The sequence below is a fragment of the Bradyrhizobium sp. BR 1432 genome (assembly GCF_051547705.1).
In the GTDB taxonomy this organism is placed as follows: Bacteria; Pseudomonadota; Alphaproteobacteria; order Rhizobiales; family Xanthobacteraceae; genus Bradyrhizobium; species Bradyrhizobium zhanjiangense.
The window spans coordinates 5,579,296-5,601,666 of the sequence record NZ_JBPUGF010000003.1; the positions used below are offsets into that span (position 1 = coordinate 5,579,296).

Consider the following 22,371-nt stretch of genomic DNA (forward strand, 5'->3'; position numbering starts at 1 on the left):
TGTTCATCTTTCCTTCAGCCGCAAAAGCGCTTCTGCTAGGAGAGCTTAGACCGGTGGTCCCGTGACGGGGGCAGGGCCGGAGACCACGGAACTCACATGCTTGATCTCGCAATCGTAGGCGGCGGCCCCGGCGGGCTGATGAGCGCCTGGTATCTTAAGCGCAAGCTCGGCGACCTCTGCCGCGTCACCATCTTCGAGGCGTCCGACCGGCTCGGCGGCAAGATCGTCACGCGCAAATTCGATTCCGCGCCCGCGATGTACGAGGCTGGCGTTGCCGAGATCTACGACTACTCGATGACCGGGCCCGATCCGCTGCGCGAGCTGATCCAGCATTTCGGGCTTCAGACCATTCCGATGGATGCCGAGCAGGTGCAGTTCGGCGGCGAGCTCCTCAACGACGTCGCTGGCATGCGCCGCAAATACGGCGCCAAGACCGCGGCCGCGATCGAGGCGTTCCGCAAGCGCTGCACCGAGGTGATGTCGCCGATCGAGTATTACGAAGGCGTCGGCGCGCACGACAACGAGAACCCCTGGGCCTACAAGACCGCCGAGCAGGTGCTCGATGAGGAGGTCGAGGACGAGACGGCAAAGCGTTTCTTCAAGGTCATGGCGCGCTCGGACATCGCGACCGAGAGCCACAACACCAACGGCCTCAATGCGCTCAAGAACTATCTGATGGACGTCGACGGCTATATCGGCCTCTATTCCATCCAGAACGGCAACGAGCAGCTGATCGAGTGCCTGCAGTCAGAGGTCAATGCCGACATCCAGCTCAATCACCGGGTGCTTGCCGTCGGCAAGGCGCCGACTGGCCGTTATCAGCTCAAGATGATGAACGGCAAGGGGCCGGAGACGCGCGACTTCGATCTCGTGCTGATGTGCCTGCCGCATTCCTGGCTCGCGACCGTCGGCTGGGAAGGGGAGCAGCTGCGCAAGTCGATGGTCAAGCACGTCTCATACTTCGACCGCCCGGCGCACTACCTGCGCGTCTCGATCCTGTTCGACACGCCGTTCTGGGGCGAGAAGATTCCCGGCGCCTGGTTCATGTCGGAGGCCTTCGGGGGCTGCTGCGTCTACAACGAGGGCGCGCGCCACGACGTCGGCAAGCACGGCGTCTTGAACTGGCTCATTCCCGGCTCCGACGCGCTGGCCTTCGCCAATCTGTCGGACCAGGAGCTGATCGATGCGGCGCTAAAATCGCTGCCGGCATCGCTCGGCGATGCGCGTTTGCATTTTGTGGAAGGCAAGATCCACCGCTGGCTGTCGTCGGTGAACGCGCTGCCGGGCGGTCTGCCGGTGCGCGACGTCATGACCAATCACCGGCCCGAGCCGAAGCAGCATCCCGGCATCGTGGTCGTCGGCGACTACCTATTCGACTCGACGCTGAATGGTCTGCTCGACTCCTCGGACGCGGCGACTGACATCATCCTGACCGAGATGATGCGCCTGCGGCGCGAGCGCGCGCAGGAGGACAAGCCGCTCTCCGACAAGATCGACCGCGATTATTTCGAGAACTATCGCGGCCTTGGTCCCTATGACGAGGCGTGGCGCCACTTCACCGATCCCGATTATCTCACGAGGCTGATCGGCATCGTCTGGGGCGAGGCGAAGGGCGCCAAGCTGCTGGTCGCGGGCTCTGCCAGCGGCGAGCTGGTCGGTGCGCTGCGCGATCGCGGCATCGATGCATGGGGAATCGAGAACAACCGCGCCATCCACGCCAAAACGCCGAAGGCGCTGAAGAAGTACAACAAGCTCGGCTCGATCACCGACATGCCGTTCAAGGACGATGCGTTCGACTTCGTGTTCGAGACCAGCCTCTGCCACGTTTCACCGAAGCAGGTGGTCCGCGCGATCCGCGAGCTGAATCGTGTGGTCAAGACCGGCCTCGTGTTCGGCTCGATCACGTCGGACATGGCGCCGGCACTGATCGACCGCTACGACCTGCTGCGCGGGGTCAAGAAGCTCGGCACCTGGTGGGAATGGTCCGAACTGTTCTTCGGCAACGGCTTCGATCTGTCGATGCACCGCAAGGACTGCACCGATGCGCTCTGGGAGGCGACGCTCGCCGCGAGCAAGGGGCCGGGCCAGTGGTACGCCGACGCTGACAGCTTGCGCTATTCCTTCTTCGACAAGGTCGAGGACGAGGACGACGACTAGCCCAAGACGTCGGGCGCCTTCGCCAATTGCTTTGCCGAATTCAACTTGATGGCATAGAATCGGTGCAATAGCGGCAGCCGCTATTCCTGCTTTCTCTGCGGTCATGCCGGCCGTCAGCATCGGTTGGTTTCATGGCGTCCAAGCCCCTCTCGCCCGACAAACAGAAGCTCGCCGCGGAAGAGGCGGCCGAGCTCGACGACAAGCTCGCCGCCACCGCGAAGCCGGAACTCGAAGACGAGGAGGACAACCAGGGCGAGGACGAGCTGGAGCTCGATGACGAGGATGAGGACGAGGACCTCGTCGTCTTTACCGCGCGCGAGGCCGCCGGCGCGCTCGCCACCATCGTCGGGTTCGTCAGGCCCTATCTGACCAACTACAAGCGGATGTTGTCATTCGTTGCGTTCGGCGTCTGCGTCGAGACGCTGTTCAACGTCATCATGCCGCTCAGCCTGAAGTACCTGATCGACGACGCGCTCGGCGAGGAGGACTTCCAGGCTCTTTACAAGATCCTCGGCGTGCTCGCGGCCGCCGGCATCTTCACCTCGATCGTGGCGGTCTGGTACGAGCGCTGGGACGCGCGGCTCGCTGCCTGCATCATTTCCGACGTGCGCAAACGCCTGTTCGAGCATGTCCAGGATCTGCCGGCGGCCTATTTCGGCCGCACCAAGCGCGGCGAGATCCTGTCGCGCTTTTCCGTCGATCTTTCGGCCTTCGAAGGCTCGGTCAAGAGCTTTGCCAACAGCGCAGCGCTGCCGTTTCTGGAACTGATCGCCGGCATCATCCTGATGGTGTTCCTGAACTGGCAGCTCGCGGTGGTCGCGCTGCTGGTGTTCCCGATCACGCTGATCGGCCCACGCATCCTCACCCCGAAGGCGGTGCAGGCCAATTACGAGCAGAAGCTCAACGAGAGCGCGCTGCTCGGCATGGTGCAGGAGAACGTGGCGGCCCAGGCCGTGATCAAGGCGTTCAGCCTGCAGCGCAAGATGTTCGGCTTCTTCACCTTCCGCAACGACGAGACGCGCAACAAGATCGCCTCGGCCGCGTTCCTGTCGACCATGGTGGAGCGGACGGTCACCATCTCGGTGCTGCTCCTGCACCTGGTCGTGCTCGCGATCGGTGCATATCTGGCAACCAAGGGCCAGATCACCATCGGCACCTTCGTCACCTTCGAGAGCGCGTTCTGGGAGGTTTCCTACAATATCGCCCATGTGATGCATTTCATCCCGGTGTCGATCTCCTCGGCCGCTGCGATCCGGCACATCCAGGAGCTGCTCGACGAGCCGACGCGCGGTGCCGATCGCCCCGGCGCGCCCGACCTGCCGCGCATCACCAACGACATCACCTTCGACCGCGTGACGTTCCAATACGAAGGTAGCCAGACGCCGGTGCTGGACAATCTCAGCCTCAAGCTCAAGGCCGGCAAGCGCATCGCCATCGTGGGACCGTCAGGCTCCGGCAAGAGCACGCTGCTCAATCTGATCCTGCGGCTCTACGTGCCCGACGAAGGTCGCGTCACCATCGATGGTGTCGACGTCCGCAAGGTGACGCTGGATTCGCTGCGCCGGAGCATGGCGGTGGTGTTCCAGGAGAACATGCTGTTCAACATGTCGATCCGCGAGAACATCCGGCTCGGCAAGGAGGGCGCGACCGACGAAGAGGTGGAGGAGGCGGCCAAGAAGGCCGAGATCCACCGCTACATCATGGGTCTGCCGCAGCGATACGACACGCCGGTCGGCGAGCGCGGCGAAACGCTCTCAGGCGGCCAGCGCCAGCGCATCGCGATCGCGCGCGCAATCATCCGTAACCCGTCCGTGCTGCTGCTGGACGAAGCCACCTCGGCGCTCGACCAGACCACGGAAGCCGCGATCAACCGCACGCTGCTGAAGGTCGCCAAGGGCCGCACCATGATCTGGTCGACCCACCGCCTGGCCTCGGTGGTCGAGATGGACGAGATCATCGTGATTTCAGGTGGCAAGGCGATCGAGCGCGGCTCCCATGCGGAGCTGCTCGCCAGGAACGGCACCTATCGCAAGCTGTGGAACGATCAGATTTACCAGCCCCATGGCGCGGCGGCTCACGCCGACGACGACAGCGACGATGATGACGAGGATGAAGACCTCGAGGATGATGAGGACGACGGGGAGGAGTGACCGAGGGCGTTCGGCTGCGCACAGAACGCCGTGTCCGATCCATGTCTCGTCGCCCAAGTATGCGCGGCCCAGCACCGACTCAGTGATTCCCTGACGCAAGGCGTTCGGCCGACGCCAAGCCGCGGACTTTTTCGATATTTGGCTTGGGCGCATCGGCCCGTCACGGGTCGACCAGTACTGCCGAAATCCCCGCGAGACCCGGCATCGCGGCACGCCAGGGAAGCTGGAAAACCGCCGCCAGCCAGCGGATTTGTGCATGGGCAGGAAAAAGCGCTCAGTTTTGATAATAAAACTACATTTCACCCGGGTGTAATTGCCTTCGGATCTGGCAAACCAAGCGCTTCATTCCCATGTCAGGCAGGCGCGGGGAGGCGGCCAAGAGGCTATTTTTGCAGGCGCTGAAGCGCTTTGTGACTGTCGTTTCACCTTGACTTGACCGATTCTCACTTATAGAAAGCGCCTCACTTAACGACAGGCGGTGAGCATCGCCAGCGTCGGAACGGGCCACCCGTTTGATCCCCAAGGACTAGATCCACAAGGGTCGTAAAGGCGGGCACCAACCTCGACGAATGCCGCTCAAACGCTGTCGATCATAGCTAGGCAATGCCAGTGCGATTTTAGTTCTCTTGAGCACGTTCTCATGAGATCGAACTCGGATGCATGACCTCAGTGCGCGGGCCGCGGCATTGTGCTGATCGGTCTAACTACTGCGGTCCTCTGTGGCGTCGAAGCGCTTTCCGCTCGTTGATGGAGCGGTTGGCGCAATTTCGCTTTGCGCGGATTGATCTGCGCAGGGCGGCCCCGTCGGGCGGGTGGCTCGAAAGAATTTGCGGTCCCGGCAACGGGCCGCGCCAAGACAGCGGGCCCGGAAGGGGCCGCGGCAGAACAAAAGGGTAAGGCCAGGATGCCGACGATCAACCAGCTGATCGCTCAACCGCGGGAAGTGCAGAAGTCGCGCAAGAAGGTGCCGGCGCTGCAGCAGTCGCCGCAGAAGCGTGGTGTTTGCACTCGCGTCTACACCACGACCCCGAAGAAGCCGAACTCGGCGCTTCGTAAGGTCGCCAAGGTGCGCTTGACCAACGGCTTCGAGGTGATCGGCTACATCCCCGGCGAGGGTCATAACCTCCAGGAGCACTCGGTGGTCATGATCCGTGGCGGCCGCGTCAAGGACTTGCCCGGCGTGCGCTACCACATCCTCCGCGGCGTTCTGGATACCCAGGGCGTCAAGAACCGTAAGCAGCGTCGTTCGAAGTACGGCGCGAAGCGTCCGAAGTAAGCGGGAACCAGCTCAATGTCTCGTCGCCACTCAGCGGAAAAGCGCGAAGTTCTTCCCGATCCGAAGTTCGGGAACATCATCGTCACGAAGTTCATGAACTCGGTGATGTACGCCGGCAAGAAGTCGGTCGCGGAAGGTATCGTCTACGGTGCGTTCGGCATCATCGAATCCAAGACCAAGCAGAACCCGCTTGGCGTGTTCGAGCAGGCGCTCGAGAACGTCATGCCGACGATCGAGGTTCGCTCCCGCCGCGTCGGCGGCGCGACCTACCAGGTTCCGGTCGAGGTTCGCTCGACCCGCCGTCAGGCGCTGGGCATCCGCTGGCTGATCTCGGCCGCGCGCGAGCGCAACGAGAAGACCATGACCGAGCGGCTCTCGGCTGAGCTGCTGGATGCGTCGAACAACCGTGGGAACGCCGTCAAGAAGCGTGAAGACGTGCACCGGATGGCGGAAGCCAACCGCGCCTTCTCGCACTATCGCTGGTAACGGCGAAACAAACGGACTCGCAAGGAACACCCCATGCCCCGCCAACATGCCATCGAGGACTACCGTAACTTCGGTATCATGGCGCATATCGACGCCGGCAAGACGACGACGACCGAGCGCATCCTCTACTACACCGGCAAGAGCCACAAGATCGGCGAGGTGCACGAAGGTGCCGCGACGATGGACTGGATGGAGCAGGAGCAGGAGCGTGGCATCACGATCACCTCGGCTGCGACCACCGCCTTCTGGGCCGGCAAGCGCCTGAACATCATCGACACTCCCGGCCACGTCGACTTCACCATCGAAGTCGAGCGTTCGCTGCGCGTGCTCGACGGCGCCGTCTGCGTGCTCGAACTCGAACCAGGGCGTCGAGCCCCAGACCGAGACCGTCTGGCGCCAGGGTGACAAGTACAAGGTTCCGCGCATCGTCTTCGCCAACAAGATGGACAAGATCGGTGCGGACTTCTTCAAGTGCCTGTCCGACATCGTTGACCGTCTGGGCGCCAAGCCCGTCGCGATCCAGCTTCCGATCGGTGCCGAGAACAACTTCAAGGGTCTCGTCGATCTCGTGAAGATGAAGGGCGTCGTCTGGAACGATGAAGCGCTCGGCGCGAAGTTCGACTATGTCGACATTCCGGAAGACCTGGTCGACCAGGCCAAGGAATACCGCGAGAAGATGGTGGAAGCCGCCGTCGAGCTCGACGATGACGCCATGGCCGCCTATCTCGACGGCAAGGAGCCGGACGAGGCGACCCTCAAGCGCCTGATCCGCAAGGCGGTGCTGACCGGTGCGTTCTATCCCGTGCTGTGCGGTTCGGCCTTCAAGAACAAGGGCGTGCAGCCGCTGCTCGACGCCGTCGTCGACTATCTGCCGTCGCCGCTCGATGTGCCCGCGATCAAGGGCACCGACGACAAGGGTAACGAAGTCGTGCGCAAGGCGGACGACAAAGAGCCGCTGGCGCTGCTCGCGTTCAAGATCATGGACGATCCGTTCGTCGGCACCATCACCTTCTGCCGCATTTACTCCGGCGTTCTGCAGAGCGGCACCGGCGTCGTGAACTCGACCCGCGAGAAGAAGGAGCGCATCGGGCGCATGCTGCTGATGCATGCGAACAACCGCGAAGACATCAAGGAAGCCTATGCCGGCGACATCGTCGCGCTGGCCGGCCTGAAGGAAGCGCGCACCGGCGACACGCTGTGCGATCCCGACAAGCAGGTGATCCTGGAGAAGATGGAATTCCCCGAGCCGGTCATCGAGATCGCGATCGAGCCGAAGTCCAAGGCCGACCAGGAGAAGCTGGGCGTGGCGCTGGCCAAGCTCGCTGCGGAGGATCCGTCCTTCCGCGTGTCGACCGACCACGAGTTCGGCCAGACCATCCTCAAGGGCATGGGCGAACTCCATCTCGACATCAAGGTCGACATCCTCAAGCGCACCTACAAGGTCGACGCCAACATCGGTGCGCCGCAGGTGGCCTTCCGTGAGCGCGTCACCAAGCGCGTGGAGCACAGCTACACGCACAAGAAGCAGACCGGCGGTACCGGCCAGTTCGCGGCGGTGTCGTTCATCGTCGAGCCGAACGAAGCCGGCAAGGGCTACGAGTTCGAATCGAAGATCGTCGGCGGCGCGGTGCCGAAGGAATACATCCCCGGCGTCGAGAAGGGCCTCGAGAGCGTGCTGTCGTCCGGCGTGGTCGCGGGCTTCCCCGTGGTCGACGTCAAGGTGCAGCTCGTCGACGGTAAGTATCACGACGTCGACTCGTCGGCGCTCGCCTTCGAAATCGCCTCGCGCGCCTGCTTCCGCGAAGCGCTCCAGATGGGCAAGTCCGTCCTGCTCGAGCCGATCATGAAGGTCGAAGTGGTGACCCCGGAAGACTACACCGGCTCGGTCATCGGCGACCTGAACTCCCGGCGCGGTCAGATCCAGGGTCAGGACATGCGCGGCAACGCCAACGTCATCAACGCGATGGTGCCGCTCATGAACATGTTCGGTTACGTGAACAATCTGCGCTCGATGAGCCAGGGTCGCGCGACCTTCACCATGCAGTTCGATCACTACGCAGAAGCGCCGGCCAACGTGTCGGCAGAAGTCCAGAAGAAGTTTGCCTGATTGTCGTCGGTCTCAAGCTGACGATTGAACGGAGAGTCAAATGGCCAAAGCAAAGTTTGAACGTACCAAGCCGCACTGCAACATCGGCACCATCGGTCACGTGGACCATGGCAAGACGTCGCTGACCGCGGCGATCACCAAGATCCTCGCCGAGACCGGCGGCGCGACGTTCACCGCGTACGATCAGATCGACAAGGCGCCGGAAGAGAAGGCTCGCGGCATCACCATCTCGACCGCCCACGTCGAGTACGAGACCACGAACCGCCACTACGCCCACGTCGACTGCCCCGGCCACGCCGACTACGTCAAGAACATGATCACCGGCGCCGCGCAGATGGACGGTGCGATCCTGGTCGTGTCGGCCGCTGACGGCCCGATGCCGCAGACCCGCGAGCACATCCTGCTCGCCCGCCAGGTCGGCGTGCCCGCGCTGGTCGTGTTCCTCAACAAGTGCGACATGGTCGACGATCCGGAGCTGCTCGAGCTCGTCGAGCTCGAAGTCCGCGAGCTGCTCTCGAAGTACGAATTCCCCGGCGACAAGATCCCGATCATCAAGGGTTCGGCGCTCGCCGCTCTCGAAGATTTCGGACAAGAAGCTCGGCCACGACGCCATCCTCGAGCTGATGCGCAACGTCGACGAGTACATCCCGCAGCCGGAGCGTCCGATCGACCAGCCGTTCCTGATGCCGGTTGAAGACGTGTTCTCGATCTCGGGCCGCGGCACCGTCGTGACCGGCCGTGTCGAGCGCGGCGTCGTCAAGGTCGGCGAGGAAATCGAGATCGTCGGTCTGCGTGCGACCCAGAAGACCACCGTCACCGGCGTCGAAATGTTCCGCAAGCTGCTCGATCAGGGCCAGGCCGGCGACAACATCGGCGCGCTGCTCCGCGGTACCAAGCGTGAGGACGTCGAGCGCGGTCAGGTTCTGGCCAAGCCGGGTTCGGTCAAGCCGCACACCAAGTTCAAGGCCGAGGCCTACATCCTCACCAAGGAAGAGGGCGGTCGCCACACCCCGTTCTTCACCAACTACCGTCCGCAGTTCTACTTCCGCACCACCGACGTGACCGGTGTCGTGCACCTGCCGGAAGGCACCGAGATGGTGATGCCGGGCGACAACATCGCGATGGAAGTGCACCTGATCGTGCCGATCGCGATGGAAGAGAAGCTCCGCTTCGCGATCCGCGAAGGCGGCCGCACCGTCGGCGCCGGCGTCGTCGCCTCGATCATCGAGTAACAAGCGAATAGGGAATGGTGAGTGGCGAATAGGGATTTCTATTCGCTACTCGCTACTCGCCACTCACTAAAGAAAGCACGGCAATGAACGGCCAAAATATTCGTATCCGTCTCAAGGCGTTCGACCATCGTATCCTCGATACGTCGACCCGTGAGATCGTGAACACGGCGAAGCGCACCGGCGCGCAGGTCCGCGGACCCATTCCGCTGCCCACCCGCATCGAGAAGTTCACCGTCAACCGTTCGCCCCACGTCGACAAGAAGAGCCGCGAACAGTTCGAGATGCGCACTCACAAGCGCCTGCTCGACATCGTCGATCCGACCCCGCAGACCGTCGATGCTTTGATGAAGCTCGATCTGGCTGCCGGTGTCGACGTCGAGATCAAGCTCTGAGCAAGACCCCGAAAAGTGGGCAACGGTTTTCGGACCGGGTCTTGCTCACAACGAAGATTAGCTAGTCCGCAAGGACAGAAAGAACAGGAAGCAAGCCGATGCGCTCCGGAGTGATCGCACAAAAGGTCGGGATGACGCGGGTCTTCACGGAGGCCGGCGAACATATCCCCGTGACCGTGCTGAAGCTCGGCAATTGCCAGGTCGTAGGCCACCGCACCGAAGAGAAGAACGGTTACGTCGCGCTCCAGCTCGGTTCTGGCAGCCGCAAGACCGTTTACATGCCCAAGGCCGAGCGCGGTCAGTTCGCCGTCGCCAAGGTCGAGCCGAAGCGTCGGGTCGAGGAATTCCGCGTCACCGCGGATGCCATGATCCCGGTCGGCGCCGAGATCCAGGCCGATCACTTCGTCGTCGGCCAGTTCGTCGACGTCACCGGCACCTCGGTCGGTAAGGGCTTTGCGGGCGGTATGAAGCGCTGGAACTTCGGCGGTCTGCGCGCCACGCACGGTGTGTCGATCTCGCACCGCTCGATCGGTTCGACCGGTGGCCGTCAGGACCCCGGCAAGACCTGGAAGAACAAGAAGATGCCCGGCCACATGGGTGTCGATCGCATCACCACGCTCAATCTTCGTGTCGTCCAGACCGATGTCGAGCGCGGCCTGATCCTCGTCGAAGGCGCCGTTCCCGGCTCCAAGGGCGGCTGGATCCGCGTGCGCGACGCCGTCAAGAAGCCGCTGCCGAAGGAAGCTCCGAAGCCCGGCAAGTTCAAGGTTGCTGGCGACGCGGAAGCCGCTCCGGCTGCGCAGGAGGCGTGAGATGGAATTGAAGGTCACCACCCTCGAAGGTAAGGAAGCCGGCTCGGTCCAGCTGTCCGACGCCATTTTCGGCCTCGAACCGCGCGAGGACATCATCGCGCGCTGCGTCCAATGGCAGCTCAACAAGCGCCAGGCCGGCACGCATAAGGCCAAGGGCCGCGCCGAGATCTGGCGCACCGGCAAGAAGATGTACAAGCAGAAGGGCACCGGCGGTGCTCGTCACGGCTCGGCCCGCGTGCCGCAGTTTCGTGGCGGTGGCCGTGCCTTCGGTCCGGTGGTGCGCTCGCACGCCACCGACCTGCCGAAGAAGGTCCGCGCGCTCGCGCTGAAGCATGCGCTCTCGGCCAAGGCCAAGGACGGCGATCTCGTCGTGATCGAGAAGGCCGCGCTGGAAACCGCCAAGACCAAGGCGCTGCTCGGTCACTTCTCGGGCCTGGGGCTCACCAACGCGCTGATCATCGATGGCGCCGAGCTCAATAACGGCTTTGCCGCGGCGGCCCGCAACATCCCGAACATGGACGTGCTGCCGATCCAAGGCATCAACGTCTATGACATCCTGCGCCGTCAGAAGCTCGTTCTGACCAAGGCCGCCATCGATGCGCTGGAGGCGCGCTTCAAATGACGAAGAACATCGAGCCTCGCCACTACGACGTGATCCTGTCGCCGGTTGTGACCGAAAAGGCGACGATCGCCTCGGAGCACAACAAGGTGCTGTTCAAGGTGGCCGCAAAGGCGACCAAGCCGCAGATCAAGGAAGCGATCGAGAAGCTGTTCGACGTCAAGGTCAAGAGCGTCAACACGCTGGTCCGCAAGGGCAAGGTCAAGGCCTTCCGCGGTAATCTCGGTTCGCAGTCGAACACCAAGCGCGCGATCGTGACCCTCGAAGAGGGCCACCGGATCGACGTCACCACCGGTCTGTAAGGTCGTACGACGATGGCACTGAAGACATTCAATCCCACGACGCCGGGCCAGCGCCAGCTGGTCATGGTCGATCGTTCGGCCCTGTACAAGGGCAAGCCGCTGAAGGCGCTCACCGAGGGCAAGAAGTCCTCGGGCGGCCGCAACAACACCGGCCGCATCACCGTGCGCTTCCGCGGCGGCGGTCACAAGCAGACGCTGCGCACCGTCGACTTCAAGCGCGAGAAGGTCGACGTCCCCGCGACCGTCGAGCGGCTGGAGTATGATCCGAACCGCACTGGCTTCATCGCCCTGATCAAGTATCAGGACGGCGAGCAGGCCTACATCCTGGCGCCGCAGCGCCTGGCCGTGGGTGACACCATCATCGCCGGCAACTATGTCGACGTGAAGCCGGGTAACGTCATGCCGCTCGGCAACATGCCGGTCGGCACGATCATCCACAACATCGAGGTCAAGATTGGGAAGGGCGGCCAGCTCGCCCGTTCCGCGGGCACCTACGCCCAGCTCGTTGGTCGTGACCAGGACTACGTCATCATCCGCCTGAACTCGGGCGAGCAGCGCCTGGTGCACGGCCGTTGCCGCGGCACGATCGGCGCGGTGTCGAACCCGGATCACATGAACACCTCGATCGGCAAGGCCGGTCGCAAGCGTTGGATGGGCCGTCGCCCGCACAACCGCGGTGTTGCGATGAACCCGATCGACCATCCGCACGGCGGTGGTGAAGGCCGTACCTCGGGCGGTCGCCACCCGGTCACGCCGTGGGGCAAGCCGACCAAGGGCAAGAAGACCCGCACCAACAAGTCGACCAACAAATTCATTCTCCTAAGCCGCCACAAGCGGAAGAAGTAAGGAACGCCGGACATGGTTCGTTCAGTCTGGAAAGGCCCGTTCGTCGAGGGTTCTCTGCTCAAGAAGGCAGATGCCGCGCGCGCGTCCGGCCGTCACGACGTCATCAAGATCTGGAGCCGTCGCTCGACGATCCTGCCGCAGTTCGTCGGCCTGACCTTCGGCGTCTACAACGGTCAGAAGCACGTGCCGGTGGCCGTCAACGAGGAAATGGTCGGTCACAAGTTCGGCGAGTTCTCGCCGACCCGGACCTTCCATGGCCACTCCGGCGACAAGAAAGCCAAGAAGGCTTGAGGATTAAACGATGAGCAAACCTAAGCGCGAACGGAGCCTCGCCGACAATGAGGCCAAGGCGGTCGCCCGGATGCTGCGGGTGAGCCCGCAGAAGCTCAACCTGGTCGCCCAGCTCATTCGCGGCCGGAAGGCGTCTGCCGCGCTCGCCGACCTGCAGTTTTCGCGCAAGCGGATCGCGGTCGACGTGAAGAAGTGCCTGGAATCGGCTATCGCCAATGCCGAGAACAACCACGATCTCGACGTCGACGATCTCGTCGTGGCGCAGGCCTTCGTCGGCAACGGCCTCGTGATGAAGCGCTTCGCCGCCCGCGGCCGTGGCCGCTCGGGCCGTGTCTACAAACCATTTTCGCAGCTGACGATCATCGTTCGTCAGGTCGAAGCCGAAACAGCCGCTTAAGGGCGCAGGAGAACACGATGGGTCAAAAGATCAATCCGATCGGTCTGCGTCTCGGCATCAACCGGACCTGGGATTCTCGCTGGTTCGCCGGCAAGCAGGAATACGGCAAGTTGCTGCACGAGGACGTCAAGATCCGCGAGATCCTGCACAAGGAGCTCAAGCAGGCGGCCGTCGCCCGCATCGTGATCGAACGTCCGCACAAGAAGTGCCGCGTCACCATCCACTCGGCCCGTCCGGGTGTGGTGATCGGCAAGAAGGGCGCCGACATCGACAAGCTGCGCAAGAAGGTCGCGGACATCACCTCGTCCGACGTCGTCATCAACATCGTCGAGATCCGCAAGCCTGAGCTCGATGCGACGCTGGTGGCCGAGTCGATCGCGCAGCAGCTTGAGCGCCGCGTGGCGTTCCGCCGTGCCATGAAGCGCGCCGTGCAGTCGGCGATGCGTCTCGGCGCGGAAGGCATCCGCATCAACTGCTCGGGACGCCTGGGCGGCGCGGAAATCGCGCGCATGGAGTGGTACCGCGAAGGTCGCGTGCCGCTGCACACGCTGCGCGCCGACATTGATTACGGCGTTGCGACCGCGTTCACGACCTTCGGCACCTGCGGCGTCAAGGTCTGGATCTTCAAGGGTGAGATCCTCGAGCACGATCCGATGGCCCAGGACAAGAGAATGGCCGAGGGCGAGACGGGCGGCAGTGGTGATCGTGGTGGCCGTCAGCGCCGCGATACGGCTGCAGCCTGATCTGCACCAAGAATTTGAGGGCTTAAAGCCATGATGCAACCTAAGAAAACGAAGTTCCGGAAGGCGCACAAGGGCCGCATCCACGGCGTTGCGTCTTCGGGCGCGACGTTGGCGTTCGGCCAGTTCGGCCTGAAGGCGACCGAACCTGAGCGCGTCACCGCGCGCCAGATCGAAGCCGCCCGCCGCGCGCTGACCCGCCACATGAAGCGCGCCGGCCGCGTCTGGATCCGCGTGTTCCCCGACGTTCCGGTGTCGAAGAAGCCGGCCGAAGTCCGCATGGGCTCCGGCAAGGGCTCGCCGGAACTGTGGGTCGCGCGCGTCAAGCCGGGCCGGGTGCTGTTCGAGATCGACGGCGTCAACACCCAGATCGCGCGTGAGGCGTTGACCCTGGCGGCCGCCAAGCTGCCGATCAAGACGCGCTTCGTCGAGCGCATTGCGGAGTAATGGCCATGGCCCAGATGAAGATCGAAGACATCCGCGCGATGAGCCCCGACCAGCAGGATGACGCCATCCTGAACCTGAAGAAGGAGCGCTTCAACCTGCGCTTCCAGCGCGCCACCGGGCAGCTCGAGAACACCTCGCGCCTGCGCGAGGCTCGCCGTGACATCGCCCGGATCAAGACCGTCGCCGCGCAGACGCGCGCCAAGAAGAAGTAAGAGGCTTACGAAGATGCCGAAACGTACTTTGCAGGGCGTGGTCGTCAGCGACAAGCAAGCCAAGACCATCGTGGTGCGCGTCGATCGCCGTTTCACGCACCCGATCTACAAGAAGACGATCCGCCGTTCGAAGAATTATCACGCGCACGACGAGAGCAACCAGTTCAAGCCGGGCGACGTGGTGTGGATCGAGGAATCGAAGCCGATTTCGAAGTTGAAGCGCTGGGTCGTGATCCGGGGCGAGCACAAGAAAAGCGCCTGATCTGTTGGCTTTAGCCGACTGATTTCAGGGAAATGTTGAGCGCCGGCTGGGCTGGCGCAAAGAGAAAGAGGACGAGGTGCATCAATGATTCAGATGCAGACCAACCTCGACGTGGCCGACAATTCTGGCGCACGCCGTGTCATGTGTATCAAGGTGCTGGGAGGCTCCAAGCGCCGCTACGCGACGATCGGCGACATCATCGTCGTCTCGATCAAGGAAGCTATCCCGCGTGGCAAGGTGAAGAAGGGCGACGTGATGAAGGCCGTCGTGGTGCGCGTTCGCAAGGACATCCGCCGCGCCGACGGTTCGGTCATCCGCTTCGACCGCAACGCCGCCGTCCTGATCAACAACCAGGCCGAGCCGGTCGGCACCCGTATCTTCGGGCCCGTGCCGCGCGAACTGCGCGCCAAGAACCACATGAAGATCATTTCGCTCGCGCCGGAGGTGCTGTGATGGCTGCGAAGATCCGCAAGGGCGACAAGGTCGTCGTGCTGACCGGTCGCGACAAGGGCCGCACCGGCGAGGTGTTCGAGGTGCGTCCCGACGCCGGCACCGCGCTCGTGCGCGGCATCAACATGGTCAAGCGTCACCAGAAGCAGACGCAGGCCCAGGAGGGCGGCATCATCTCGAAAGAGGCGCCGATCCAACTGTCCAACATCGCGTATGTCGGCAAGGACGGAAAGCCGACCCGCATCGGATTCGAGATTCTGGCGGACGGCAAGAAGGTCCGCATCGCCAAGAGCTCGGGAGCTGAGATCGATGGCTGAGGCCGCTTACACGCCGCGCCTGCGCGCGGAATATGATGCGAAGATCCGCACGGCTCTGACCGAGAAGTTCGGTTACGAGAACGTCATGCAGGTTCCGCGTCTGGACAAGGTCGTCCTGAACATGGGCGTTGGCGATTCCGTCAACGACCGCAAGAAGGCCGAGACCGCCGCTGCCGAATTGACCCAGATCGCCGGCCAGAAGGCGATCGTGACCTATTCGCGCATCGCGATCGCGACCTTCAAGCTGCGTGAGAACCAGCCGATCGGCTGCAAGGTCACGCTGCGTAAGGCGCGCATGTACGAGTTCATCGATCGCCTGGTGACGGTCGCGCTGCCGCGCGTCCGCGACTTCCGCGGCCTGAACCCGAAGAGCTTCGACGGCCGCGGCAACTACTCGCTCGGCATCAAGGAGCACATCATTTTCCCGAGATCGACTTCGACAAGGTCACGGAAGCCCGCGGTATGGACATCACCGTCTGCACCACGGCCAAGACCGACGAAGAGGCGAGGGCCTTGTTGACCGCTTTCAATTTCCCGTTCCGGCAGTGAGACGCTGACCTAAAGCCTCTCAAACGCGGATACCCAGGAGCCAAGCATGGCAAAGAAGAGTTCAGTCGAGAAGAACAACCGGCGCAAGCGGATGGTGAAGAACGCCGCCGCCAAGCGCGAGCGGTTGAAGGCGATCATCGCCGATAAGAAGCTGCCGATGGAAGAGCGCTTCGCTGCGACGTTGAAGCTGGCGGAAATGCCGCGCAACTCGTCGGCGACCCGCATCCGTATGCGTTGCGAGCTGTCGGGCCGCCCGCGCTCGAACTATCGCAAGAACAAGCTGTCCCGTATCGCGCTGCGCGACCTTGGCTCCAGGGGCATGGTCCCGGGCCTCGTGAAGTCGAGCTGGTAAGGAGGGTCGTTTAGATGTCTACGCACGATCCAATCAGCGATCTGATCACCCGCATCCGCAACGCGCAGATGCGCTCCAAGACCAAGGTCTCCACGCCCGGCTCGAAGATGCGCGAGAACGTGCTCGAGGTCCTGAAGTCCGAGGGCTACATCCGCGGTTACGCCACGCTCGAGCATCCCTCGGGCCGCAGCGAGATCGAGATCGAGCTGAAGTATTTCGACGGCGAGCCCGTCATCCGCGAGATCGAACGTGTTTCCAAGCCCGGGCGTCGCGTCTACGCCTCGGTGAAGGCTCTGCCGCGGGTCAACAACGGGCTCGGCATTTCGGTGTTGTCGACGCCGAAGGGGATCATGGCCGACCACAGCGCGCGCGACGCGAATGTGGGCGGTGAAGTCCTCTTCACGGTGTTCTGAGAAGGATTTTTCATCCATGTCACGTGTTGGCAAAAGGCCTGTGGCGGTTCCGTCGGGTGTTACCGCGACCGTTGATGGGCAGACCGTCAAGATGAAGGGGCCGAAGGGCCAGCTTCAGTTCGTCGTCCATGACGACGTCGAGGTGGAGCTCGAGAGCGGCCAGATCAAGGTCAAGCCGCGGGCAGAGACCAATCGCGCGCGGGCCCTGTACGGCACCGCTCGCGCCCAGGTCGCTAATCTGGTCGAAGGTGTCACCAAGGGCTTCGAGAAGAAGCTCGAGATCACCGGCGTCGGTTACCGCGCTGCGATGCAGGGCAAGAACCTCCAGCTGGCGCTCGGCTACAGCCATGACGTGATCTATCCGATCCCGGAAGGCATCACGATCGCCGTGCCGAAGCCCACCGAAATCACCGTGTCGGGCAGCGACATCCAGCGCGTCGGCCAGGTTGCGGCCGAGATCCGCGCCTATCGCCCGCCGGAGCCCTATAAGGGCAAGGGCGTGAAGTATGTTGGCGAATTCATCTTCCGCAAGGAAGGCAAGAAGAAGTAACGGAGCCGGTCATGTCGAAAGCCAAGGTTACGAATGCCCGGCGCAAGCGGAGTGTGCGGCTGAAGCTGCGCCGCTCCGGTGGCGGCCGTCCGCGCCTGTCGGTGTTCCGCTCGTCCAAGCACATCTACGCCCAGGTCATCGACGACCTCAAGGGCGAGACGCTGGCCTCTGCCTCCTCGCTCGAGAAGTCGATGCGCGACGGCGGCAAGACCGGCGCCGACATCGATGCGGCGAAGGCAGTCGGCAAGCTGCTCGCCGAGCGCGCGGTGGAGAAGGGCGTCAAGGAAGTCGTGTTCGATCGCGGCGGCTATCTCTATCACGGGCGCGTCAAGGCTCTTGCCGACGCGGCGCGTGAGAGCGGGCTGAGCTTCTAACAGAATTTGAGGATTGAGGCGTAAGCCTCTGAAGGATTGGAAAAACCATGGCAGCTGAACGCGAACAACGTGGTGGACGCGATCAACGCGGCGGCGGACGTGAACGCAGGGAGCGCGAAGAGCGCGACAGCGAGTTCGTCGACAAGCTCGTCCACATCAACCGCGTGGCCAAGGTCGTCAAGGGCGGCAAGCGCTTCGGATTCGCTGCGCTGGTCGTGATCGGCGATCAGAAGGGCCGCGCCGGCTTCGGTCACGGCAAGGCACGCGAAGTGCCTGAGGCGATCCGCAAGGCGACCGAATCCGCCAAGCGCAACCTGACCCGCGTGTCGCTGCGCGAGGGCCGCACGCTCCATCACGACATCGCCGGCCGTCATGGCGCGGGCCGTGTCTACCTGCGTGCCGCCCCGGCCGGTACCGGCATCATCGCCGGCGGCCCGATGCGCGCCGTGTTCGAGACGCTCGGCGTCCAGGACGTGGTGGCGAAGTCGATCGGCTCGTCGAATCCGTACAACATGGTTCGCGCCACCTTCGACGCGCTGAAGCATCAGGATTCGCCGCGCTCGGTCGCTGCCCGCCGCAACATCAAGGTGTCCACCCTCCAGTCCCGTCGTATCGGCGGCGACGCCGAGGCGGCTGCCGACTAACGGAAGCTTTTCGGAGTAGACTCCCATGGCCAAGGCCGCAAAGACGATCAAGCTCGAGCAGACTGGCAGCGCGATCCGCCGCCATCACTCGCAGCGCTCGACGCTGATCGGGCTTAAGCTCAACAAGATCGGCCGCACCAGCGAACTGCCGGATACCCCGGCGGTCCGCGGCATGATCGAGAAGGTTCACCATCTCGTCCGTATCGTCGACGAGAAGTAAGAAACGGCGCAGGATCCCGAAAAGCGGGCACCCGGTTTTCGGTGAAGATCGTGCGCAAGACACAAGGAGAAGGGCGATGAAGCTCAGCGATATCGCCGACAACGCCGGCTCGCGCAAGAAGCGTATGCGCGTCGGCCGCGGCATCGGTTCGGGCAAGGGCAAGCAGTCCGGCCGCGGCGGCAAGGGCCAGACCGCGCGTTCGGGCGTGCGCATCAAGGGTTTCGAAGGCGGCCAGATGCCGATGCATCGCCGTCTGCCCAAGCGCGGCTTCAACAACATCTTCCGCGTCGAGTTCGCCGAGATCAATCTCGACCGGCTCCAGGAAGCGGTCGATGCCAAGAAGATCGACGCCGGCAGCGTCGTGAACGTCGAGGCCCTGGTGAAGGGTGGCGTGCTGCGCCGCGCCAAGGCCGGCCTGCGCCTGCTCGGGCGCGGCGAGCTCAAGTCCAAGCTCAACATTGAAGTGCACGGCGCCTCCAAGACCGCGATCGCGGCGGTCGAGAAGGCCGGCGGTTCGGTGAAGATCCTCGCCCCGGCCAAGGAAGAAGGCGAGGCGGCGTAACAACTGCGTCATTGGCCCGCGCCTCGCGGGCCTTTACGCATGCGGGACGATGGACTTATCGAAGCCGAGCCCCAGATAATGTCCGGCGTCCGCTAAAGTAGCCCGGCCGCGGGCATGACGGCGCAACAGGCGGCGGAGAAAGTCCAAGATGGTCTCTGCAGCGGAACAACTGGCAGCCAATCTCAATTTCGGTGCGTTTGCCAAGGCCGACGAACTGAAGAAGCGCATCTGGTTCACCCTGGGTGCGCTGCTCGTTTATCGGCTGGGCACCTACATCCCGCTGCCCGGCATCGATCCCAACATCTGGGAACAGGTGTTCCGGTCCCAGGCGGGCGGCATCCTCGGCATGTTCAACATGTTCGCCGGCGGCGGCATCCACCGCATGGCGATCTTCGCGTTGAACATCATGCCGTACATCTCGGCCTCGATCATCATCCAGCTCCTGACCACCGTCTCGCCGCAGCTCGAGGCGCTGAAGAAGGAAGGCGAGGCCGGCCGCAAGACGCTGAACCAGTATACGCGTTATCTCACCGTTATCCTGGCCGCGTTCCAGTCCTACGGGATCGCGGTGGGCCTCGAGGGCGCCGGCAACGTCGTTAGTGATCCCGGCATGTTCTTCCGCCTGTCGACGGCGATCACGCTGACCGGCGGCACCATGTTCCTGATGTGGCTGGGCGAGCAGATCACCTCGCGCGGCATCGGCAACGGCATCTCGCTGATCATTCTGGCCGGCATCGTCGCCGAGCTGCCCGCCGCGCTCGCCAACATGCTCGAGCTCGGCCGTCAGGGCGCGATGTCGACCGGTCTGATCCTGGTCGTGATCATCATGGCAGTCGCCGTGATCGCCTTCATCGTGTTCATGGAGCGCGCGCAGCGCCGCCTGCTGATCCAGTATCCGAAGCGCCAGGTCGGCAACAAGATGTTCGAGGGCCAGTCCTCGCATCTGCCGCTCAAGCTCAACACCTCGGGCGTGATCCCGCCGATCTTTGCATCCTCACTGCTGCTGCTGCCGACCACCGTTGCGAACTTCAACGCGGGCAGCGGGCCGGAATGGTTCCAGTGGATCACCACCCAGCTCGGCCACGGCCGTCCGCTGTTCCTGATCATGTATCTGGCGCTGATCGTGTTCTTCGCCTTCTTCTACACCGCGATCGTATTCAACCCGACCGAGACCGCGGACAATCTGAAGAAGCATGGCGGCTTCATTCCGGGCATTCGCCCCGGCGAGCGCACCGCCGAATACATCGACTACGTGCTGTCGCGCATCACCGTGTTAGGTGCGATTTATCTGGCGATCGTCTGCTTGATCCCGGAGATCCTGATCTCCTACGCCTCGGTGCCGTTCTACTTCGGCGGCACCTCGCTGCTGATCGTCGTCAGCGTCACCATGGACACAGTGGCGCAGGTGCAGGGCTATCTGCTGGCGCATCAGTACGAAGGCCTGATCCGCAAGTCGAAACTGCGCGGACGCCGCCGCTAAGCGCGGCGTCCCCTGAAGGCGGCGCGATTGCGCCGCCGATTCGCCGTGCGAGCAACGCGCGGCGCCTGCACGGCACCAGCCAGCCATCGGCCGCATCGGCAGAGCTGCTCTCACTGCAGCGCAATCACAGATTTCAAAGCCCTTCTTGGCGTCAGCCCATCCGCTCCCCTATGATATGGGTGGCGGTGCATCGCCGATTATGGTTTGCACTGTTCTTGATCTTCAAACACAGGTGCGCGACGTATCGCTCACCAATCCGGGGGGCGTACGCCGATGAGAATTATACTTCTGGGACCGCCGGGGTCGGGCAAGGGGACCCAGGCGCAGCTCTTGGTGCAGCGCTATGGCATCGTCCAGCTCTCGACCGGCGAGATGTTGCGCGCGGCCGTTGCGGCCGGAACGCCGGTCGGGCTGAAGGCCAAGGAGATCATGGCCGGCGGCGGCCTCGTGCCCGACGAGATCGTGGTCGGAATCATCTCCGACCGAATCGATCAGCCGGACGCCAAGAACGGTTTCATCCTCGATGGTTTCCCGCGCACCGTGCCGCAGGCTGAGGCGCTGGACGAGCTGCTCAAGCACAAGCATCTCAAGCTTGATGCGGTGATCGAGCTGCGCGTGAATGAAAGCGCGCTGCTGAATCGCGTCGAGACCCGCGTCGCCCAGATGCGCGCGCGGGGGAGGAGGTCCGGGTCGACGACACCCCGGAGGTCCTGACCAAGCGCCTCGCCAGCTACCGTAGCCAGACGGAACCGCTGATTCACTACTATTCCGAGCGGCGGAAGCTCTCGACCATCGACGGCATGATGGCCATCGACGAGGTCACCCGTGCCATCCACCGCCTGCTCCTGGCGCTTGGGGCGGTCGAGCCCAAGACCCATGCCAGAAGTGCGGCCAAGACGGCCCCGGCCAAGAAGGCCAAGGCGGGGAAGAAGGCGGCCGTAAAACCGGCAAAAACGACCAAAAAGGCTGCCAAATCCGCTAAAAAGGCCGCCAAGAAAGCCGTGAAGGGCACAGGGAAGGCGACCAAGAAGACGGCAAAGAAGGGAGCCAAAAAGACCGCCAAGAAGGCTGTCAAAAAGGGTGCCAAAAAGGCCGCAAAAAAGGTCACGAAAAAGCGAGCCAAACGCTAGCAGCGGTTGACGAAAGCCCCTGGAATCCCTTAATAAGCCCCGCATCCAAGTCGGATAGTTTCAGACGATGCCGGGCCCCAGGAAGACCGGGGGTGGGCGTCGTGTTCGCGTTTGTGAACACCTGCCCGAGAAAGCAAGCACTTAAAGCCCGATCCTGACGAGGATCGGCGACAGGAGAGAAGGCCGTGGCCCGTATTGCCGGCGTGAACATTCCCACCAACAAGCGCGTGCTGATCGCGCTCCAGTACATCCATGGCATCGGCCCGAAGATCGCCGGTGACATCATGGAGAAGGTGAAGATCCCCGAGGATCGTCGCGTCAATCAGCTTAGCGACGCCGAAGTGCTCCAGATCCGCGAAGTGATCGACCGCGACTATCTCGTCGAGGGCGATCTGCGTCGTGAGGTCGGTATCAACATCAAGCGTCTGATGGACCTCGGCTGCTATCGCGGCCTGCGTCATCGTCGCGGTCTGCCGGTGCGCGGTCAGCGCACCCACACCAACGCGCGCACGCGCAAGGGCCCGGCCAAGGCCATCGCCGGCAAGAAGAAGTAAGTTTTCGAACTCAGTCGCGGCGTGCGGCGAACAGGGGATGACCCGTTC

General features: G+C 63.2%; 26 protein-coding genes and 4 pseudogenes. All 30 read left to right on the forward strand.

The window, feature by feature from the left end; all coding sequences use genetic code 11:
• Positions 1–96: 96 nt before the first annotated feature.
• The 30 genes and pseudogenes from ACSKB8_RS26830 (at position 97) to rpsM (ending at position 22,323) form a co-directional block, all read left to right on the forward strand.
• Entirely contained in the window at positions 97–2,157 is a 2,061-nt protein-coding gene (locus ACSKB8_RS26830) for an FAD-dependent oxidoreductase (protein ID WP_438107505.1), read from the forward strand.
• Positions 2,158–2,288: 131 nt separating this feature from the next.
• Positions 2,289–4,307, forward strand: coding sequence for an ABC transporter ATP-binding protein (locus tag ACSKB8_RS26835; RefSeq protein ID WP_438107507.1), 2,019 nt, complete (start codon positions 2,289–2,291; stop codon positions 4,305–4,307).
• A 904-nt stretch (positions 4,308–5,211) separates the two neighbouring features.
• On the forward strand, positions 5,212–5,583 hold the full coding sequence (rpsL, locus tag ACSKB8_RS26840; RefSeq protein WP_007603006.1) for a 30S ribosomal protein S12: 372 nt from the start codon (positions 5,212–5,214) through the stop codon (positions 5,581–5,583).
• A gap of 15 nt (positions 5,584–5,598) precedes the next feature.
• Positions 5,599–6,069 (forward strand): 30S ribosomal protein S7, encoded by a 471-nt coding sequence (rpsG, locus tag ACSKB8_RS26845; protein WP_008136420.1) that lies wholly within the window; start codon positions 5,599–5,601, stop codon positions 6,067–6,069.
• Between the two features lie 33 nt (positions 6,070–6,102).
• Positions 6,103–8,176: pseudogene (fusA, locus tag ACSKB8_RS26850) on the forward strand (elongation factor G).
• A 40-nt stretch (positions 8,177–8,216) separates the two neighbouring features.
• Positions 8,217–9,408: pseudogene (gene tuf, locus ACSKB8_RS26855) on the forward strand (elongation factor Tu).
• A gap of 83 nt (positions 9,409–9,491) precedes the next feature.
• Positions 9,492–9,800 carry a 30S ribosomal protein S10 gene (gene rpsJ / locus ACSKB8_RS26860; RefSeq protein ID WP_002712302.1) on the forward strand — a complete coding sequence of 103 codons (309 nt, stop codon included), beginning with the start codon at positions 9,492–9,494 and terminating at the stop codon, positions 9,798–9,800.
• 98 nt (positions 9,801–9,898) lie between these two features.
• A complete protein-coding gene (gene rplC / locus ACSKB8_RS26865; protein ID WP_025036993.1) occupies positions 9,899–10,612 on the forward strand; it encodes a 50S ribosomal protein L3 in 714 nt (237 codons plus the stop codon).
• 1 nt (position 10,613) lies between these two features.
• Positions 10,614–11,234: a 50S ribosomal protein L4 gene (rplD, locus tag ACSKB8_RS26870; RefSeq protein WP_091894751.1), complete on the forward strand. Its 621-nt coding sequence runs from the start codon at positions 10,614–10,616 to the stop codon at positions 11,232–11,234.
• The gene (locus ACSKB8_RS26875) at positions 11,231–11,533 is read left to right on the forward strand and encodes a 50S ribosomal protein L23 (RefSeq protein WP_018647244.1); all 303 of its coding nucleotides are present in this window, start codon (positions 11,231–11,233) and stop codon (positions 11,531–11,533) included. The genes rplD and ACSKB8_RS26875 overlap by 4 nt, the downstream gene beginning before the upstream one ends.
• A gap of 12 nt (positions 11,534–11,545) precedes the next feature.
• Positions 11,546–12,379, forward strand: a complete 834-nt coding sequence (gene rplB, locus ACSKB8_RS26880; protein ID WP_060736369.1) for a 50S ribosomal protein L2 — start codon at positions 11,546–11,548, stop codon at positions 12,377–12,379.
• A gap of 12 nt (positions 12,380–12,391) precedes the next feature.
• On the forward strand, positions 12,392–12,670 hold the full coding sequence (rpsS, locus tag ACSKB8_RS26885) for a 30S ribosomal protein S19 (RefSeq protein ID WP_008136357.1): 279 nt from the start codon (positions 12,392–12,394) through the stop codon (positions 12,668–12,670).
• Positions 12,671–12,680: 10 nt separating this feature from the next.
• The gene (gene rplV / locus ACSKB8_RS26890) at positions 12,681–13,067 is read left to right on the forward strand and encodes a 50S ribosomal protein L22 (RefSeq protein ID WP_438107512.1); all 387 of its coding nucleotides are present in this window, start codon (positions 12,681–12,683) and stop codon (positions 13,065–13,067) included.
• Between the two features lie 17 nt (positions 13,068–13,084).
• Positions 13,085–13,810 (forward strand): 30S ribosomal protein S3, encoded by a 726-nt coding sequence (rpsC, locus tag ACSKB8_RS26895; RefSeq protein WP_014494500.1) that lies wholly within the window; start codon positions 13,085–13,087, stop codon positions 13,808–13,810.
• Positions 13,811–13,840: 30 nt separating this feature from the next.
• Positions 13,841–14,254 carry a 50S ribosomal protein L16 gene (gene rplP, locus ACSKB8_RS26900; RefSeq protein WP_035709578.1) on the forward strand — a complete coding sequence of 138 codons (414 nt, stop codon included), beginning with the start codon at positions 13,841–13,843 and terminating at the stop codon, positions 14,252–14,254.
• 5 nt (positions 14,255–14,259) lie between these two features.
• Positions 14,260–14,466 (forward strand): 50S ribosomal protein L29, encoded by a 207-nt coding sequence (rpmC, locus tag ACSKB8_RS26905; protein ID WP_011088144.1) that lies wholly within the window; start codon positions 14,260–14,262, stop codon positions 14,464–14,466.
• Positions 14,467–14,479: 13 nt separating this feature from the next.
• Positions 14,480–14,728 carry a 30S ribosomal protein S17 gene (gene rpsQ / locus ACSKB8_RS26910; protein ID WP_008549247.1) on the forward strand — a complete coding sequence of 83 codons (249 nt, stop codon included), beginning with the start codon at positions 14,480–14,482 and terminating at the stop codon, positions 14,726–14,728.
• Between the two features lie 84 nt (positions 14,729–14,812).
• Positions 14,813–15,181 carry a 50S ribosomal protein L14 gene (gene rplN, locus ACSKB8_RS26915; RefSeq protein ID WP_008549246.1) on the forward strand — a complete coding sequence of 123 codons (369 nt, stop codon included), beginning with the start codon at positions 14,813–14,815 and terminating at the stop codon, positions 15,179–15,181.
• Positions 15,181–15,495, forward strand: coding sequence for a 50S ribosomal protein L24 (gene rplX, locus ACSKB8_RS26920; RefSeq protein ID WP_438107516.1), 315 nt, complete (start codon positions 15,181–15,183; stop codon positions 15,493–15,495). The genes rplN and rplX overlap by 1 nt, the downstream gene beginning before the upstream one ends.
• Positions 15,488–16,044: pseudogene (gene rplE / locus ACSKB8_RS26925) on the forward strand (50S ribosomal protein L5). Before rplX ends, rplE begins: the two are co-directional and overlap by 8 nt.
• Before the next feature lie 46 nt (positions 16,045–16,090).
• Entirely contained in the window at positions 16,091–16,396 is a 306-nt protein-coding gene (rpsN, locus tag ACSKB8_RS26930) for a 30S ribosomal protein S14 (RefSeq protein ID WP_091894744.1), read from the forward strand.
• A gap of 14 nt (positions 16,397–16,410) precedes the next feature.
• Positions 16,411–16,809: a 30S ribosomal protein S8 gene (rpsH, locus tag ACSKB8_RS26935; RefSeq protein ID WP_008549240.1), complete on the forward strand. Its 399-nt coding sequence runs from the start codon at positions 16,411–16,413 to the stop codon at positions 16,807–16,809.
• A 16-nt stretch (positions 16,810–16,825) separates the two neighbouring features.
• The gene (gene rplF / locus ACSKB8_RS26940; protein WP_438107518.1) at positions 16,826–17,359 is read left to right on the forward strand and encodes a 50S ribosomal protein L6; all 534 of its coding nucleotides are present in this window, start codon (positions 16,826–16,828) and stop codon (positions 17,357–17,359) included.
• Positions 17,360–17,370: 11 nt separating this feature from the next.
• A complete protein-coding gene (rplR, locus tag ACSKB8_RS26945) occupies positions 17,371–17,733 on the forward strand; it encodes a 50S ribosomal protein L18 (RefSeq protein WP_080137236.1) in 363 nt (120 codons plus the stop codon).
• Between the two features lie 47 nt (positions 17,734–17,780).
• Entirely contained in the window at positions 17,781–18,377 is a 597-nt protein-coding gene (gene rpsE / locus ACSKB8_RS26950) for a 30S ribosomal protein S5 (RefSeq protein WP_014494507.1), read from the forward strand.
• A gap of 25 nt (positions 18,378–18,402) precedes the next feature.
• Positions 18,403–18,597, forward strand: a complete 195-nt coding sequence (gene rpmD, locus ACSKB8_RS26955) for a 50S ribosomal protein L30 (protein WP_011088137.1) — start codon at positions 18,403–18,405, stop codon at positions 18,595–18,597.
• A gap of 76 nt (positions 18,598–18,673) precedes the next feature.
• Positions 18,674–19,159 carry a 50S ribosomal protein L15 gene (rplO, locus tag ACSKB8_RS26960; protein ID WP_008549236.1) on the forward strand — a complete coding sequence of 162 codons (486 nt, stop codon included), beginning with the start codon at positions 18,674–18,676 and terminating at the stop codon, positions 19,157–19,159.
• Positions 19,160–19,307: 148 nt separating this feature from the next.
• Entirely contained in the window at positions 19,308–20,639 is a 1,332-nt protein-coding gene (gene secY / locus ACSKB8_RS26965; RefSeq protein WP_091894740.1) for a preprotein translocase subunit SecY, read from the forward strand.
• Between the two features lie 273 nt (positions 20,640–20,912).
• Positions 20,913–21,769: pseudogene (locus ACSKB8_RS26970) on the forward strand (adenylate kinase).
• A gap of 185 nt (positions 21,770–21,954) precedes the next feature.
• On the forward strand, positions 21,955–22,323 hold the full coding sequence (rpsM, locus tag ACSKB8_RS26975; RefSeq protein ID WP_027574068.1) for a 30S ribosomal protein S13: 369 nt from the start codon (positions 21,955–21,957) through the stop codon (positions 22,321–22,323).
• The last annotated feature ends 48 nt before the right edge of the window (positions 22,324–22,371 follow it).